At 67.4% G+C, this 15,474-nt stretch carries 16 protein-coding genes, 1 tRNA gene and 1 other RNA gene; 11 read left to right on the top strand and 7 right to left on the bottom strand.

The features are described from left to right. Positions 1-37 precede the first annotated feature (37 nt). The 3 genes from OEZ60_RS19250 to OEZ60_RS19240 form a co-directional block, all read right to left on the bottom strand. Positions 38-2,098: a capsular polysaccharide biosynthesis protein gene (locus OEZ60_RS19250; RefSeq protein ID WP_263339777.1), complete on the bottom strand. Its 2,061-nt coding sequence runs from the start codon at positions 2,096-2,098 to the stop codon at positions 38-40. Further along, positions 2,098-3,231 (bottom strand): polysaccharide biosynthesis/export family protein, encoded by a 1,134-nt coding sequence (locus OEZ60_RS19245; RefSeq protein ID WP_411709818.1) that lies wholly within the window; start codon positions 3,229-3,231, stop codon positions 2,098-2,100. The genes OEZ60_RS19250 and OEZ60_RS19245 overlap by 1 nt, the downstream gene beginning before the upstream one ends. Positions 3,232-3,311: 80 nt before the next feature. Continuing rightward, on the bottom strand, positions 3,312-4,565 hold the full coding sequence (locus tag OEZ60_RS19240; protein ID WP_263339771.1) for a capsule biosynthesis protein: 1,254 nt from the start codon (positions 4,563-4,565) through the stop codon (positions 3,312-3,314). A 238-nt stretch (positions 4,566-4,803) separates the two neighbouring features. Between OEZ60_RS19240 and OEZ60_RS19235 the strand changes: the two genes are divergently transcribed. The 5 genes from OEZ60_RS19235 (at position 4,804) to nusB (ending at position 8,362) form a co-directional block, all read left to right on the top strand. Then, positions 4,804-5,406, top strand: a complete 603-nt coding sequence (locus tag OEZ60_RS19235) for a riboflavin synthase (protein WP_263339769.1) — start codon at positions 4,804-4,806, stop codon at positions 5,404-5,406. A gap of 157 nt (positions 5,407-5,563) precedes the next feature. Further along, positions 5,564-6,157 (top strand): hypothetical protein, encoded by a 594-nt coding sequence (locus tag OEZ60_RS19230; protein WP_263339766.1) that lies wholly within the window; start codon positions 5,564-5,566, stop codon positions 6,155-6,157. Positions 6,158-6,233: 76 nt separating this feature from the next. After that, positions 6,234-7,328, top strand: a complete 1,095-nt coding sequence (gene ribB, locus OEZ60_RS19225; protein ID WP_263339762.1) for a 3,4-dihydroxy-2-butanone-4-phosphate synthase — start codon at positions 6,234-6,236, stop codon at positions 7,326-7,328. A 3-nt stretch (positions 7,329-7,331) separates the two neighbouring features. Continuing rightward, complete coding sequence (locus OEZ60_RS19220) at positions 7,332-7,883, top strand: 6,7-dimethyl-8-ribityllumazine synthase (RefSeq protein ID WP_263339760.1); 552 nt, start codon at positions 7,332-7,334, stop codon at positions 7,881-7,883. After that, the gene (gene nusB / locus OEZ60_RS19215) at positions 7,880-8,362 is read left to right on the top strand and encodes a transcription antitermination factor NusB (protein WP_263339757.1); all 483 of its coding nucleotides are present in this window, start codon (positions 7,880-7,882) and stop codon (positions 8,360-8,362) included. The genes OEZ60_RS19220 and nusB overlap by 4 nt, the downstream gene beginning before the upstream one ends. Before the next feature lie 3 nt (positions 8,363-8,365). On the opposite strand, the gene OEZ60_RS19210 is transcribed toward nusB, so the two are convergent. Next, positions 8,366-9,397: an MBL fold metallo-hydrolase gene (locus tag OEZ60_RS19210; RefSeq protein WP_263339754.1), complete on the bottom strand. Its 1,032-nt coding sequence runs from the start codon at positions 9,395-9,397 to the stop codon at positions 8,366-8,368. A gap of 139 nt (positions 9,398-9,536) precedes the next feature. Between OEZ60_RS19210 and OEZ60_RS19205 the strand changes: the two genes are divergently transcribed. After that, complete coding sequence (locus tag OEZ60_RS19205) at positions 9,537-9,842, top strand: hypothetical protein (RefSeq protein WP_263339752.1); 306 nt, start codon at positions 9,537-9,539, stop codon at positions 9,840-9,842. Positions 9,843-9,931: 89 nt separating this feature from the next. Here OEZ60_RS19205 and ssrS read toward each other — a convergent pair. Continuing rightward, a non-coding RNA gene (gene ssrS / locus OEZ60_RS19200) (6S RNA) lies at positions 9,932-10,089 on the bottom strand. Positions 10,090-10,193: 104 nt separating this feature from the next. Between ssrS and OEZ60_RS19195 the strand changes: the two genes are divergently transcribed. Further along, on the top strand, positions 10,194-10,646 hold the full coding sequence (locus OEZ60_RS19195; RefSeq protein ID WP_263339749.1) for an MmcB family DNA repair protein: 453 nt from the start codon (positions 10,194-10,196) through the stop codon (positions 10,644-10,646). On the opposite strand, the gene OEZ60_RS19190 is transcribed toward OEZ60_RS19195, so the two are convergent. Further along, on the bottom strand, positions 10,621-10,836 hold the full coding sequence (locus OEZ60_RS19190) for a DUF6324 family protein (protein ID WP_263339747.1): 216 nt from the start codon (positions 10,834-10,836) through the stop codon (positions 10,621-10,623). The two genes, OEZ60_RS19195 and OEZ60_RS19190, sit on opposite strands and share 26 nt — an antisense overlap. Positions 10,837-11,138: 302 nt before the next feature. On the opposite strand from OEZ60_RS19190, the gene OEZ60_RS19185 reads away from it, so the two are divergent. Next, positions 11,139-11,215 (top strand) — tRNA-His (locus OEZ60_RS19185). 556 nt (positions 11,216-11,771) lie between these two features. On the opposite strand, the gene OEZ60_RS19180 is transcribed toward OEZ60_RS19185, so the two are convergent. Next, positions 11,772-12,689 (bottom strand): LysR family transcriptional regulator, encoded by a 918-nt coding sequence (locus tag OEZ60_RS19180; protein ID WP_263339744.1) that lies wholly within the window; start codon positions 12,687-12,689, stop codon positions 11,772-11,774. Between the two features lie 96 nt (positions 12,690-12,785). Here OEZ60_RS19180 and OEZ60_RS19175 point away from each other — a divergent pair, with 96 nt between their 5' ends. The 3 genes from OEZ60_RS19175 to sat form a co-directional block, all read left to right on the top strand. Beyond that, positions 12,786-13,622 carry a hypothetical protein gene (locus OEZ60_RS19175; RefSeq protein ID WP_263339742.1) on the top strand — a complete coding sequence of 279 codons (837 nt, stop codon included), beginning with the start codon at positions 12,786-12,788 and terminating at the stop codon, positions 13,620-13,622. 4 nt (positions 13,623-13,626) lie between these two features. Then, the gene (locus OEZ60_RS19170; RefSeq protein ID WP_263339741.1) at positions 13,627-14,382 is read left to right on the top strand and encodes a sulfotransferase-like domain-containing protein; all 756 of its coding nucleotides are present in this window, start codon (positions 13,627-13,629) and stop codon (positions 14,380-14,382) included. A gap of 41 nt (positions 14,383-14,423) precedes the next feature. Further along, positions 14,424-15,474 (top strand): sulfate adenylyltransferase (sat, locus tag OEZ60_RS19165; RefSeq protein WP_263339739.1); only part of this gene is annotated, 1,051 nt, incomplete at its 3' end.

Below are 15,474 nucleotides of genomic sequence, written 5' to 3'. Positions count from 1 at the left end.
CTACCGAAGGCATCCACCGCCCGCCATTCTCGGCCGGTCACCGCCAGAGCCAAGACTGGCTCGCGAAGAGCCCCTGGAGCTTCGAGAGGATCCGGTTCGCCGGCCCCGGCAGCGGGATGTCGTTCGCCGCGAGACGCTCGGCGATCACCTCGGGCGGGCAGGGCAGGCCCGAGACGGGATCGACATAGCGCGGATAGGCGATCAGCGCCGCATGGGCGAGGTCCGCGAGGCTCGGCCGGGCGGTGCGGCGGGCTGGCACCTCGAAGAGATCACGAGTCAGCCCCCAACCGGCATAGAAGGGCATGCCGAGGCAGGTGACTCTGCGGCCGCGGATGAGTGCTTCGAATCCCAAAAGCGAAGTGATCGTCCAGACTTCGTCGACCGCGTCGATCAGGCTGACGGGATCGGCCCCTGACAGCACAATGTTGGCAAGCCCGAGCGCCTCGGCCTCTGCCTTCGACACCGCGCCCGCGCGCAGCCCGGCCTCGACATCGGGATGGGGTTTGTAAAGGATCACCGCCTCCGGATTCTCCGACCGGACGCGGGAAAGCAGGGCGATATTGGTGCGCTCCCGTCCGGCGCCGAGCCGGATCGAGGCGTCGTCCTCGACCTGGCCCGGCACCAGAATGCGGTGCCCCTCGGGCAGGTCCGGCAATGGCGCTGCAGCGAGGTTGTACTTGGTCAGGCGCGCGGCGACGAGCCGGGCTACCAGCCGTTCCGCCCGCATCTCGCCGCCGGCCGGCGGGCCGTCCGCGATCAGCTTCTCGAGGTCGCTCTCGCGCGAGGGGTCGTAGTAGATCCCGCTCCGGTCGGCGACCAGCGACAGGGGCGGGACCAGTTCGGCGCCGAGTCCGCGCGAGCGCAGGAAACCGTCCTCGACGCGGACAAGCGCATGATCTCCCGCCAGTTCCTGGAACCTGTCGTTTTCCTTGCCGGCCCAGACCAGGAGCCCGCGGCCTTCCGCTTTCGCCCGTGCCGTGGCCCGGCCGGGATCGTCCTCGAAGACCAGCCGCCGCTCGCGCCCGAAGGCGGATTGCAGATGCCGGCGCTTCCAGAGCCGCATGCCGACCGCGACATGGCCGGCACGATCCTCGCGGAAAGCCCGCACCGCCACTTCGAGATGGTCGACCGCCTCCTCGAAGCTGCAGAGCCGGTCGCGGCAGGGATCGTACCAGGTCGGGGCGAGGATCATCGCCGCGGCGAAGAGTTGGGCCCGGGTCAGCCGGCGCTCGCGTCGCGCGACCGGGTTCTCGTCCTCGGTCAGACCCCAGCCGGCATAGAAGGGCTGACCGAAGACCCGTGGCCGGTGTCCGGCCATGATCGCCTCGAAGCCAAGCTGCGAGGAGACCGTGTAGACCGCGATGGCGCCCTCCATCAGCGCCCAGGGCGAGACCGGATCGGACAGGACCGAGATCCGGCCGTGGGCATGGCCTTCGGTATAATGGCCGGGGCGGCGGCCGGCGGCGGTCTCGGGATGGGTCTTGATGACGACGCGGGCGCCGGGATGTTCCTCCTGGGCGAAGACCAGCATCTCGCGGAAGCTCGCGGCATTCGCGCCGCCATGCTCGATCGAGGCGTCGCCCCGGGTCTGGTCGAGGACAAGGACATAGCCCGGTTCCGGAACCGGCAGCGCGGGGTCGAAATTGTTGTATTTCGACAAGTGGAGCGCCTTCAGCCGCTCGATCCCGTCGCGCGCGCGCTGGAGAACGGCGCCGTCGTCGAGAGGGTCGGTCGTGAGGATATGTTCGATTTGCGACGGTGCCGAGCTGTCGAAATGCACCCCCCTGGGGTCGATCAGGAGGCCGAGCGGCGGTTCGCCGCCCTCGCGTCCGGGCCGGATCGAGCGCAGGAAGGCGTCCTCGATCCGCACGACCGGAGTTCCAGTCCAATCCGCGACCGCCTCGCCGCGCGGCGCGGTCGGGCTCTTGCCCCAGACGCCGATCAGGTCGCTCTCCGCGCGCGGTTTGCCGATCCGGATGTCGTAGCCCGCGAGCGTCAGGATCCGGCGGATCCGCGGCTGGGTCAGGAAGCCGCCGGAAAAGACGAACAGCCGCCGGGCCTGCGCTCCGGCGGCTGGGTCTGCAGGTTGAGCGATCATCAGTTCCCGGTGAGCGAGGCGATCGAGTTGACCGGAGACAGGCTGCCGTTCACGGCCGCGAAGGTCTTGGTCCACTGCACATAGGGCGCCTCGGTCACATAGACCGTGTCGTCGTCGCGGATCATGAAGTCGCGGGCGTTGAACAGGCCGTTCGGCTTGGTCAGGTCAAGAACATAGATGATGCGTTGCGGCTCGGCGATGTCGGCGCGGCCGAGCACCGCGTTCGCCACCGCCGGCGTTTCGTCGCGCAGTACGAAGACGCCGGTCGCATCGGCGAAATTCGTGGAAAGACCGCCAACCTGGGCAAGCGCTTCCACCGCCGAGAGCGACTGGGTCTCGAACTGGACGCGGCTCTGCGCGCCGGTCGCGCCGATGGCGGTGAAGCTGCGCTGGTCCTTTTCCACCAGGATCACGTCGCCGGGGCGGAGCGCGATGTCCATGCGGGGATTGGAGTAGAGATCCTTGAGCCAGACCCGGCCGGTCTGGCCGCCGCGGGTGACGACGACCTGCGCGACCTCCGGCTCGATCACCACGCCGCCGGCCTTGGCGAGCATAGCCGACAGCGTCCTGGTCGGCCGTTCGAGCGGATAGACGCCCTGGCCGCCGATCTTGCCCAGCACCGTGACGGTGGCGCCGTCGCCCGCGATTCGGGAAACGGTTACCTGCGGGTCCGGCGTCTGGGGGTCGAGCTTGCCGGTGATGAGCTGGCGCAGAGCCTCGGGCGTGTTTCCGGCGGCCCGGACGCGGCCGGCATAGGGCACGAAGATGAAGCCGTCGCCGTCGACCTGCACTTCGGTGAGCGCGGTCGAGTTCATGCCCTGGCTGACGAGAAGGCCGTTGTCCACGTTCTCCCAGACCGAGAGGCCGAGCACATCGCCGGGGCGGATGTCGTCGGATCCGACGATGCCCGCCGACTGGAAATCCTTCGAAAAGCCGAGCGCCGGCGTCATGGAAGCGGCCCGCGCGATCCGCCTGTCGACTGGCACGACGACGGCGTTGTCGCCCGGTGTGGCATCGGTTTCGAGCAGTTCGCCCCTGGTCGGGCCGGAGCGCGGGAGGCCGCAACCGGCGAGACTCGCCACTGCAACGACAAGGGTCACGGATCTGGCCCAACGGGCTGCGACGAAATTCACTGCTCGGGGCTCCTCTTGCGGGGATGAGTCTGAAGAATGCGCGAGAACCTAGCCAACCGGAGCGGTGAAGGCCAGTGCAACTATTCGACGGCTACCAACTGTTGTCGGGGCGCCGCCGTGCCGGAGACCAGCGCGTCATAGGGGTCGTCGGCGGCAAGCATCATGTCGACGACCTGCCTGAGCAGGCGGCGCCGGCTGCGCGAGGAGTAAAAGCCGCCGGGCACCTGCGAGGTTTCGAGCAGATAATGCCGGTAGTCGCGATAGGCGCGCCCATCGGGGCGCTGCGGTTCGGCGAAGAACGCGGTCAGCGGCTGGGCGGAGACGAACTCCGGCTGGTTGTAGACCGCCCGCCCGAAAGCCTTGAGCGGCAGGCCGCGCCACAGCACCTGCTGCGCGGCGGTCGAGTTCACGGTCACCGCGCTCCGCGCCGCATCGAGAAGCTGGGCGAGCTTTCCGCCGCGGACGAAATGCACGCGCCCGGAAATGCCGAGCCGGCGCGCGGTGTCGCGAATCGTGCGGCCCACCGCGGCGCGCTCGTCCTCGAGCGGATGGGCCTTGAAGACGATATGGTGATGACGCGGCGCCCCGGTCGCGAAGGAGTCGAGACAGAGCGTCAGGAACTCGGTCATCGAGGCGAAGTCGGAGTGCTCGCGGAAGCTCGCGTCATGTTCGAGCTGCATCAGCACAAGATGATAAGGAAAGCCACCGGAGCGGATCCGCCAGGTGGCGATCCGGCGCTGGAGCCGGTGCCAGGGCATGGCGAGGAGGCGTTTCAGATGCAGACGGAACTCGGCCGCGACCGTGATGCCGCGATGGGGCCGGAAGCCGCGGTAGCGGCGATTGAGCGCGAGCACCATGAAATGGTAGAGCGCGCCGTAGAAGATATGCTCGCGCATGTCGCCCCAATGGGCCGGCGCCTTCGGCAGCTCCATGTCGGAGCGCGCGAGCGCCGTGCGCATGTCGGCCACCGACATCGCCATCAGACGCGAATTGCCGTTTGATCCGCCGCGCTCGTAGGTCGCCCAGTAGGGCCGCAGGTAGCCCTCCTCGAAGACATGGACGGTAAGGCCGCGCTCACGCGCCGCGGCGACGGCGGCGGCATGGACCGGGCGGCCGTCGCCATAGAGCACGATGTCGGTGATCGAAAGATCGTCGAGGAGGCTGGCGCAGGTCGCCGACCAACCCTCGGCCCGGCCGGTGAAGGGGATGTAGCCCTTCCGGCCCCAGAAGACCTCGTCGCCCTTGTTGAAGCCGACGCGCCAGACCTCCGCGCCGGCGGCACGGAGCATGTCGCCCAAACGGCGGAAGAACGGCCCGTGCGGTCCCTGAAGCATCAGAAACCGTCGCGTCCTGTCCCCATGTAACGGCGTTGATTGCAAGCCTGCTCCGTTGTGATCCTGACGGCCTGTCTGCCCCGGAATGGGTCGCCTGTCACGGCCTTTCCGCTTCTGGCAGGGCGTCGCGGCGAGACTATGGCGGAGCCGCGACATTCCCGCTGCACCTATGGGGCCGCGCCCGGCCCTTGCGGCGCGACCGGCGCGGCGCTAGGCAGGGGGCAAAGGGAGAGCTCCGATGTTCACAGGGATCGTCACCGATATCGGCGAGGTCGTCGCGCTGGAAAAGAAGGGCGACCTGCGCGCCCGGATCGCCACCGCCTACCGCGTAGACGGGATCGACATCGGCGCCTCGATCGCCTGCGACGGCTGTTGTCTGACCGTCGTCGCCACCGGCGAAGAACCGCGCGGCTGGTTCGACGTCGACATCTCGGCCGAGAGCGTCGCCAAGACCAATATCGGCGCGTGGACCGTTGGCCACCGGATCAACCTCGAACGTGCGCTGAAAGTGGGCGACGAGCTTGGCGGCCACATCGTCTCGGGCCATGTCGACGGCGTCGCCGAGATCGTCGCGATGAAGGTTGAGGGCGATTCGACGCGCTTCACCTTCCGCGCCCCCGAGGCGCTGGCGGGCTTCATCGCGCCGAAGGGCTCGGTGGCGCTGAACGGCACCTCGCTGACGGTGAACGAGGTCGACGGCGCCGAGTTCGGCGTCAACATCATCCCGCATACCAAGGAGGTCACCACCTGGGGGCGGGCCAAGGTCGGCGACAGGATCAATCTCGAGATCGACACGCTCGCGCGCTACGTCGCGCGCCTCCGGGACTGGTCGGCACGCTGAAAGCCGTTCCGGGCCTGCTGCGTTTTCGACCGGACGGAGGGGCGCGTGCCGGTTAATCGGGCAATCCGGGTCTGGGTCAGCGGGGCGCGGCGCGCGCGGCTTGCCAGAGCGGCCGGCGGATGCAAGCCTGACCGAACGGCATCAATGGCGGTTGCAGATGAATTATCCCGGCCACAACGGCGGTCCGACGCTTGAGCCCGGAGCAAGCTGGCGCCGGCATTGCTGGAGCGCGGCGCGGTCCGCGCTGTTGCCGACGCTGCCGGTAGAGATCGTGCGGCTCCGCGTGAGACGCGCCGCCGAGCTTGGGCTCGATTACCGGACCTATGCCGGTTTTCGTGCCACTTCGGGCCACGATATCGTGGCTTTTCTCTTCTCGACGAATGCGCTCCGCCTGATCCGGGAAGGCGACCGGATGGCCCCGGCGGATGCCGCGAAGCTCGCCGCGCTCGGCGGCGTGTCGCGGCTTCTCGCGGCGCAGCCGCCGCTCGATCCGGGCCGCGTGCGCGAAGGGCTTGCGGGGCAGGGCGTCGCGATCGGGGCGGCGGCCCGCGCGCCGGGCCTCGCCCAGACTTGGTCGGAGACCCGCGCGGCGCTCCGCACCCTCCTGGCGGAGGGCGGTCAACCGGCCGGCGCCGTGGTGGTAATCGGAGAGACGGCGCTGGAGCGCGACTGGGTCGCGGCGGCGCGGATGGCGGGGTTCCTGACCGCCGCGCGCTATTTCGGCGGCCAAACGGCGGTGGGCGGCATCTGAGCGTCGCCTCCGGGCTGGCCAAAGCTCCGGCATTGGGCTATCGCCACCGTTGGATGACAAGAGCGGGGCGGATGCGATGACGGCCGATCTCAAAGACGCGATTTCGCCCATCGAGGCGATCATCGAGGATGCGCGCAACGGGCGCATGTTCATTCTCGTCGATCACGAGGACCGCGAGAACGAGGGCGACCTCGTGATCCCGGCGCAGATGTGCACGCCCGACGCGATCAACTTCATGGCCACGCATGGCCGCGGCCTGATCTGCCTGACGCTGACCTCGGCGCGGATCGAGGCGCTGGGCTTGCAGCTCATGTCGGCCAAGAACTCCTCGCGCCACGAGACCGCCTTCACCACCTCGATCGAGGCGCGCGAGGGCGTGTCGACGGGCATCTCGGCCCATGACCGCGCGCTGACCGTCTCGGTTGCGATCGACCCCTCGAAGGGGCCGGCCGACATCGCGACGCCGGGCCACATCTTCCCCTTGCGTGCCCGCGACGGTGGCGTGCTGGTCCGCGCCGGCCATACCGAGGCTGCCGTCGACGTGGCGCGGCTCGCCGGTCTCAACCCCTCGGGCGTGATCTGCGAGATCATGAACGAGGACGGGACCATGGCGCGGCTGCCGGACCTCGTGAAATACGCCGCCAGGCACAAGCTCAAGATCGGCACGATCTCCGACCTCATCGCCTATCGCCGCCGCCACGACAACCTCGTGCGCGAGACGAGCCGCAAGACCGTCACCTCCGCCTATGGCGGCGACTGGACGATGCGGATCTTCACAGACCAGACCGAGGGGACGGAACATGTCGTCCTGACCAAGGGCGACATCACCACGCCCGAGCCGGTGTTGGTGCGGACCCATGCGCTCAACGTGCTCGAGGACGTGCTGGCGCTCGGCCCTTCGCCCGAGGGCGAGCTCGCGCGCGCGATGAAGATCATCGCGGCAGAGGGCAGGGGCGCGGTCTGCCTCTTCCGCGATCCGAAGTCGAAACTCGTGGTCGAGGCGGATGAGGGACCGCGCACCGTCAAGCAGACCGGGCTTGGCGCGCAGATCCTCTCGGCCATGGGGCTGAAGCAGTTGATCCTGCTCACGGATTCGCCACTGACCCGGTATCTCGGGCTCGACGCCTACGACCTCCACATCGCGGGCACGCGGCCCATCAGCGAGGACTGATCCATGGCCGGACAGGAAATCCACCACACGCTCGACCTGCCGACATTCGACAAGCGGGTGAAACTCCTGATCGTCGTCGCGCCCTATTACAAGGATATCGCCGACAATCTCATCGCCGGGGCGAAGGCGGTCGCGGCCGAGGCCGGGGCCGAGGTCGACCTCGTCGAGGTGCCGGGCGCGCTGGAGATCCCGACCGCAATCGGCATGGCGAGCCGGATGGCCGACTACGACGGCTTCGTGGCCTTGGGCTGCATCATCCGCGGTGAGACCACGCATTACGACACGGTCTGCAACGATTCGTCGCGCGGGCTGACGCTCTTGGGCTTGAACGGGGTGGCGATCGGCAACGGCATCCTCACGGTCGAGAACCGCCGCCAGGCCGAGGTCCGCGCCGATCCGGCCGACCAGAACAAGGGCGGCGGTGCCGCAGCGGCGGCCTTGCATCTGGTCGCACTTTCCCGCAAATGGGCGCGCCAGACGAAAGGCATCGGATTCAAGCCCGCGGGCGAGGAATTCCGCATCGCCGGAGAACCCGAAGGACCGACCCGCGCATGAGCGCCGAAGACCCCAAACCGACCGCCGCCGACAAACGCCAGATGAAATCGGCCGCGCGGCTCTATGCCGTGCAGGCGCTCTTCCAGATGGAGGCCGCCGGCCAGACCGTCGACAAGGTGCGCCGCGAATTCGAGACGCACCGCTTCGGCGCGACCTACGAAGAGGACGAGATGGCCGAGGGCGATCCGCATCTCTTCCGCCAGATCATCGAGGAGGCGGTGAACCTCCAGGCCCGGATCGACCAGATGACCGACCGGGCGCTGGTGGCGAAATGGCCGATCGGCCGGATCGACCCGGTGCTGCGGGCGCTCTTCCGCGCCGCCGGGGCGGAACTCCTCCTGCCCGCGACCCCGCCGAAGGTCGTGATCACCGAATTCGTCGACGTCGCCCGCGCCTTCTTCCCCGAAGGCAAGGAGCCGAAATTCGTCAACGCCGTTCTCGACCACATGGCGCGCGAGGCGCGGCCCGAGGCGTTCTGAGCCTCAGACCCGCTCCACCGCGCCGCCCGCCCGACTCCATGCGCTGAACCCGCCGGGGATATGGGCGACGTTTCTCAGCCCGAGTTCCCCGGCGATCTCGACCGCCAGTGTCGAGCGTTCGCCCACCGCGCAGTAAAGCACGATCCGCCCGTCCTTCGCGAGCCCGGCAAGCGGGCCGGAGCGGCCGCAGTACTGGTCGAACTGCCCATAGGGTGCGTGGATCGACCCGGGAATCACCCCGAACCGCGCGCGCTCCCCCTCTTCGCGGATATCGACAAGCGTGACACCCTCGGGCGGCCACGTCGCCAAGAGCTCCTCGACCTCGATCGCCGGCACCCGGTGCTGCGCCTCCAGCCGGAGCCCGAGCCTGAGGTTCTCCGGCACTGCGACATCCATCATCGCTGGGTTGGGCAGGTTGAGATTGTTCATGATCTCGGCATATTCCTCGACCGATTTGACCTGAAGTCGCGGATTGTAGCGTCTTTCCTCGCCAATCGTGCTGACCGTGTCGCCCTTGTAGTCATGCGCGGGGAAGACGAAGGTCTGCTCGGGCAGCGTCAGGAGCCGCTCGAAGAGCGAATGATACTGGGCATAGGGATCGCCGTTCTGGAAATCGGTGCGCCCCGTGCCGCGGATCAGCAGCGTGTCGCCGGTGAAAACCCGGTCGTCCATCAGGAAGCTGTAGCTTTCGCTCGTATGGCCCGGCGTATGCAGCGCGGTGAGCGTGATCCCCTCGATCGTCAGCGCATCCATGTCGCGGACCCGGAGCGAGACGATGTCGGCGGGCGACTGCTCGCCCATCACCGTGACGCAGCGGGTGGCGTCACGGAGCTTGCCCATCGCGCTGACATGGTCGGCATGGACATGAGTGTCGACGACCTTCACGAGCCTGAGGTCGAGCTCCTCCAGGAGCTTCAGGTAGCGTTCGGTCTGCTCGTAGACCGGGTCGATCAAGAGCGCCTCGGCGCCGACGCGGCTGGCGAGCAGATAGGTATAGGTGCTGGAGGTCTTGTCGAAGAGCTGGCGGAACAGCATGGCATCACCCTTGATCGCCGGTACCGGCGCAGGATAGCACGGTTCCCTGCGAATCAAGCCCGCAGGGCGGTGGGGCGACCGCTTGCCCCTCACATCCGTCGCGGATCGGCGTTAGACTGAAAGGAAAGGGAGACTCGCCATGCCTGCACTCGTGCGCCTCTACATCCGCCATGTCGCCATCGGTTTCGTGCTCGGGCTCGCATTCACCGGGCTCCTCCTGTGGCTTAACGTCGCCAATCTCTGGCACCTCGTGCGCGCGACCGAGGAGGGCTGGATCGCCGTGATCATGCTCGTGGTGTTCAACGGGATCGTATTTTCCGGCGTGCAGTTCGGCATCGCGGTGATGCGGTTGGCCGAGGACGAGGATGGCGGAGGCAAGCCAGACCGCGTTCCCGCATCGTCGGCGACGCCCGTCGCCGCCCCGGTCCCCGCCGGACGCCGCTGACCGGTCTTCATATTGCTGCAAGCATCCCCGCCGGAGGCAGGCGCCGCCTGCGGCGCCCTGAGGCTCAGGGGCCTCGGTGAACGAAGGTGGCGGGAACCGCGGCAACCGTGAAGGCGTGTTTTTCCCGAGAGCCTGGTTCAACCAGGTGGGCGCCAGGTATCAAGACCACGGTCCTGACAGAGCCAGCTCCCTCGGAAATGATTATCGGCCACTGGAAAAGGGCCTCGCACGAGAGGGGCAGAACCCGCCAGCGCCAGAGATAGGGCGAAGTCCACACCACGGCAAGGGGGCTGATGCGGCCCCGGCTCCGCCGCACTGGACAGATGTTCACGTTGCGTTCATATTTGGGCGATGCCAGACGATCTTCAACCCGGCCAGCTCCTGGCCCGCGGCGTGTGCCGCCACCTTCTCCACCACGGCTTCGCGACCGTGGAAGAACTGGTGCCCGCGCCGGGGCTCCGGGTCGATGTCATGGCGCTCGGCCCGAAGGGCGAGATCTGGATCGTCGAATGCAAGTCGAGCCGGACGGATTTCACCTCCGATCGCAAGTGGCACAACTACCTCGAATGGGGCGACCGCTTCTTCTGGGCGGTGGACGCCGACTTCCCGACCGAGCTCCTGCCCGACGGGACCGGGCTGATCCTCGCGGATGCCTATGACGCCGAGATCCTGCGGATCGGTCCCGAGGCGCCGCTCGCGGGCGCGCGGCGCAAGGTGATGGTGCAGAAATTCGCCCGCCACGCCGCGCTCCGGCTGCAGGGCTACCGCGACCCCGGTGTCACCGCTTCGGGGATTTTCCCTTGACCGATCCGCCCATGTCGCGCGCGGCCTCGGCAGCGGCGCGCAGTTCCTCGGCGATCTCCTCGGCCTCCTCGGGATCGAAGTCGAGCGGCAGTTCCATGCCCTCGGCCTCGACATAGATCCGGACCATGCCGAGCGAGGTCGGCCCGATCTGCAGATTGGCGGCGATGTCGCTTTCCTTGTCGATGCCCATGGCTGGCCTCCGTCAGTGATCCGCCCCCGCTAGCGCGAATGGCCGGCCGAGACAAGGTGGCTGTAGGGCGGCGAAGCATGCCCGCGATCATCCTGCGAGACAGAAGGGCGTATGGACCGGATCGAGCAGCCGCGCGCTCAGTGCCGCGCACGGCTTCCGCGTCATCGGATCGGCCACCGGACCAGCCGGCGAGGGAGAGAAGATGACCTGCTCCCAGAGCTTTCGTTGACGCTCCGAGTTGGCGGAGCTTGCGCAATCTGCCCTTGCAATCGCGCGGGCGGGGAGCTAAATCCCCCTCGAGTGCCGCCTTAGCTCAGTTGGTTAGAGCACCAGATTGTGGATCTGGGGGTCCCCCGTTCGAGCCGGGGAGGCGGTACCATCCTTCCCGTTGAAATCACTTCTTTTTCTGCGACGCCTCGACCGTCTCGTGGTCTGGATTGGAGGCGTTCTGTAAAAGGCGTTGCGGTGAGCGGTGACACCTTCAACGCCTGCGGCTGCGGAAGCCAGCGCGGATGGTGGTGGGCGTCACAAGCAGGTCAAGGCGGGGTTGCGGGATGGCGCGGGCGGTTCGATCCGCGAGCGATCGCGTTTGCAGGCAGACCGCCTGCCGGCGCCGGTCAGCCGTTACACGCGCCCCGCAGGACGCGAAGCCGTGCAAGGCCCGTCACGGCACCGATGCCCATCACCGGCGAGCCGGCGCTTGCGCCGAAGCCGGTCGCCGCTCGACCTCAGGCCTCTGCGATCATTGGCCCGATGGCGGGTGCGGGCACTGCGTTTGCGGTGCCTGCGCCCGCGCTTGTCCAAGGGAGCCCGAAAGGTGCCTCTCTGCGTCAGGTGCCGCTGGCGCGCGCCCATCGGTACATGACCGGTGCGGCCGTCGGGCACTCCCGCCTTGAAAGGACGGTGTCAGGGCCCGGCCCGCGGCGGAGCGATGTTCAGGTGCGTCGGTTGCTCAGAAGCCGAGACAGGAGCGGCAGAAACCGCACGGCGTTGCGGTTGCGTTCGCCCCGGCGTGTCAGCCGCGCCACGAGCTTCGGGGGACGGGTGATCCAACGTCCGCTGACCGCGACCAGCGCCTCGGACTGCAGGTACCGGTCGACGAAGCCTCTCCAGCCCAGTGCCAGCCCCGCTCCGGCCGCGGCCGCCTCGAGCAGGTAGACATAGTTGTCGTGGGTCTCGACCTCGGTCGCCGGCGCGTCCGTACCGATGGCGGCGAACCAGTCCTCCCACGTGGCCCAGCCGAGATTGGCCTTCGTGAGCGCGAGTCGCGGCACCCCCCGCCAGGCCCCGGGCTGTTGCGCCAATATCCCGGCATGCATCGCCAAAAAAGACGGCGAGGCAACGGGAACGATCTCTTCCGGAAGGATCTCGATGCAGCCGGTTTCCGGCACATCCTCAACATATTCGAACGTCAGGTCGGCGCCGGCATTCACCATCAGCGGGACCGTCTCGTATTCGCAGGTAAGGATCCGGATCCGGGCGCCGCGGCCGAGCGATTCACGCAATCTTGCGAAATGCGGCATCAGCAGGAGGTGCGACACCTCGTGCGTGCAGGCGATCGTCACGTCCTCGTCCGCCGCCCGAAGGGCGCTTCCGGCGGCGTTGAGACTTTCGAGCGCGGTGGTCACGACACGCAGATATGCCTCGCCTGCGCGGGTGATGACGATTCCCCTTCCGGACTTCTCGGTCAACCGCGTGCCGAACTCATCCTCGATATGCTTGATGTGCCGGCTGACGGCCGATTGCGAGGTGTTCAGCTCGTCGGCCGCTCGACCGATGCCGCCAAGGCGCGCGACGCTTTCGAAGGCGACGAGAGCACTCGTGGAGGGTATCCGGTATCGCCTTTGTCCCATATCCGAATTGATATGGAATGGCACGCACAAAGCAATGGAAATCGGCGCGGTCAGCGGCGAACCTTGGCGCATTCCAACCGAGAGGCAGGACGCGCGATGCCGGACTACGTCAAACCCGCCCACTGGGCCGATCCGAAGAACAAGCTCTTCCCCCATCAGGTGGGATTCACCTGTCCGCCGCAGGACTGGGACGCGGCGCCCTCTGATTTCCTCCGCATGGCGCCGGAGACCGTGGGCGTCCATGGCTGGATGCTGCATGTGCCCGAATATCGGCACCAGCTCGACCAGCGTAAGCAGAAGTTCGACATGCTTGAGGACTTCGTCCACTGCATGGCCAACAATGGCGCCGATGTCTGCGGCCAGGTTGGCTCGAACTGGGTGCATGCCTCGGGGCTGGGCGTCGAGGGTGTCCGCCAGCATTGCGAGATGCTCAGCGAGAAGTACCAGACCCCCTTCCACATGGCGGGCTACGCGATGGTCGAGGCGCTCCGCGCGATGAATGTCGAGAAGGTCGCGCTCAACGGCGCCTATCATTGGCCGGGCTGGTGGCAGGGCACGGTGGCGTTCTGGAAGGAGGCCGGTTTCGACGTGATCTGGGCCGGCAACTTCGTCGACCAGGGCTGGTTCGAGACGCAGGAGGAGGTGAACGACTGCATCTGGTGTTTCGACGGTGATCTGGCGCGCAAGAGCTTCGAATACGTCGCCGACAAGGCACCCGATGCGGATGCCTATCTTATCAACGGCATGTGCAACTTCCGGCGCGCGGGCGACGGCCTCGCGCAACGCCCGGTGCATCTCGAGGTCGAGTTGGAGGAGATGCTCGGCAAGCCCGTCATCGGCCACGATACGGCCCTCTACTGGCGGATCTTCAAGACCCTCGGCCTCGCGCCCACGACCCGGCAGGGCAAGCTTCTCTCCTCGCTGAAAGGATGACCTCATGCACAAGATCGTAGCGCTCTGGGCCGTGCCGAGGTCCACCTCCACCGCCTTCGAATGGATGATGCGCCAGCGCGGCGACCTCGCCTGCTTCCACGAGCCGTTCGGCGAGGCCTGGTACCAGGGCGAAGCGCCGCTCTGGCAGCGCTGGAAGGAGGGCGACCGGACGACGCCGGGCCTGACACTCGAAAGCGTGTGGGAAGACCTCAAGGCCGCGGCGAAGGAAAAGCCGGTCTTCATCAAGGACTTCCCGCATTACATCAACCACATGTGGGATGCGGATTTCCTGTCGCACTTCACCCATGCCTTCCTGATCCGTGACCCGGCCAAGACGATCACCTCGATCTACGACAAATGGCCGGACTTCGACGAGGGCGAGGTCGGCTTTCCCGAGCAGCGCGCCCTCTTCGACCTTCTCACCGCGCTGAACGGCACGCCGCCGCCGGTCGTGGACAGCGACGACCTGCTCGAGAACCCCTACGAGATGACCGAGGCCTTCTGCGCGGCGGTCGGCATCCCGTTCATCCCCGAGGCGCTGACTTGGGCGCCCGGCGCCGATACCGGCCAGTACAGCTGGTGGGACGGCGGATCGTTCCACGAAAACCTGAAGAACTCGACCGGGCTCAAGCCGCAGGCGCGCAAGTACGTCACGCTCGAGGACACGCCTTCCCGCGTGAAGCAGGTGCACCGCCGGATGAAGCCGCATTACGATCGGCTTCACGAACACCGGATCCGGGTGGGAGCGTTCGCGGCATGAAGGACGGTAGCGAGAGTGCGCAAAGGAAGCCGGCCGGGCTCATGGCCCGGCACGCTCCGATCCCGGAGCTATACGTCTCGTACGAGTCTGCCCAGAAGCTGAAGCACGAGGCCGGCGCGCTGCCGTCCTGGGACCTCACCCAGCGCCAGGTCTGCGACCTGGAGCTTCTGATGAACGGCGGCTTCCACCCCTTGAAGGGCTTCATGACCGAGGCCGATTATGACGGCGTGGTCGCGGACATGCGGCTCGCCGACGGCTCGCTCTGGCCGATGCCGGTGACGCTCGACGTCTCGGAAGCCTTCGCCGAGAAGGTCGAGCCCGGCCAGGACATCGCGCTCAGGGACGCCGAGGGCGTGATCCTCGCGATCCTCTCGGTCACCGACAAGTGGGTGCCGAACAAGGCGCGCGAGGCGGAGGGCGTCTTCGGCGCCGACGACCTCGCCCATCCGGCGGTCAACTACCTGCACAACACCGCGGGCTCGGTCTATCTCGGCGGCCCGATCACCGGCATCCAGCCGCCGGTGCATTACGATTTCAAGGCCCGCCGCGACACGCCGAACGAGCTCCGCGCCTATTTCCGCAAGCTCGGCTGGCGCAAGGTCGTGGCCTTCCAGACCCGCAATCCCCTGCACCGCGCGCATCAGGAACTGACCTTCCGCGCCGCCAAGGAGGCGCAGGCCAACCTCCTCATCCACCCGGTCGTCGGCATGACCAAGCCCGGCGATGTCGACCACTTCACCCGGGTGCGCTGCTACGAGGCGGTCCTCGACAAGTACCCGGCCGCGACCACGCATCTCAGCCTTCTCAACCTCGCGATGCGCATGGGCGGCCCGCGCGAGGCGCTGTGGCACGCGATCATCCGCAGGAACCACGGGCTCACGCATTTCATCGTCGGGCGCGACCATGCGGGCCCCGGCAAGAACAGCCAGGGCAAGGATTTCTACGACCCCTATGCGGCGCAGGAACTGGTCAGGAAGCACCAGGAGGAGATCGGCATCGAGATGCTCGATTTCAAACAGATGGTCTATGTGCAGGAAAAGGCGCAGTATTTCCCGGTGGACGAGATCCCCGAGGGCGCGACCGTCCTCGACA

The sequence above is a fragment of the Albidovulum salinarum genome (genome assembly GCF_025673475.1).
GTDB lineage: Bacteria > Pseudomonadota > Alphaproteobacteria > Rhodobacterales > Rhodobacteraceae > Albidovulum > Albidovulum salinarum.
The sequence above is the reverse complement of the archived record's forward strand: the minus strand, read 5'-3'. Positions and strand labels throughout refer to the sequence as shown.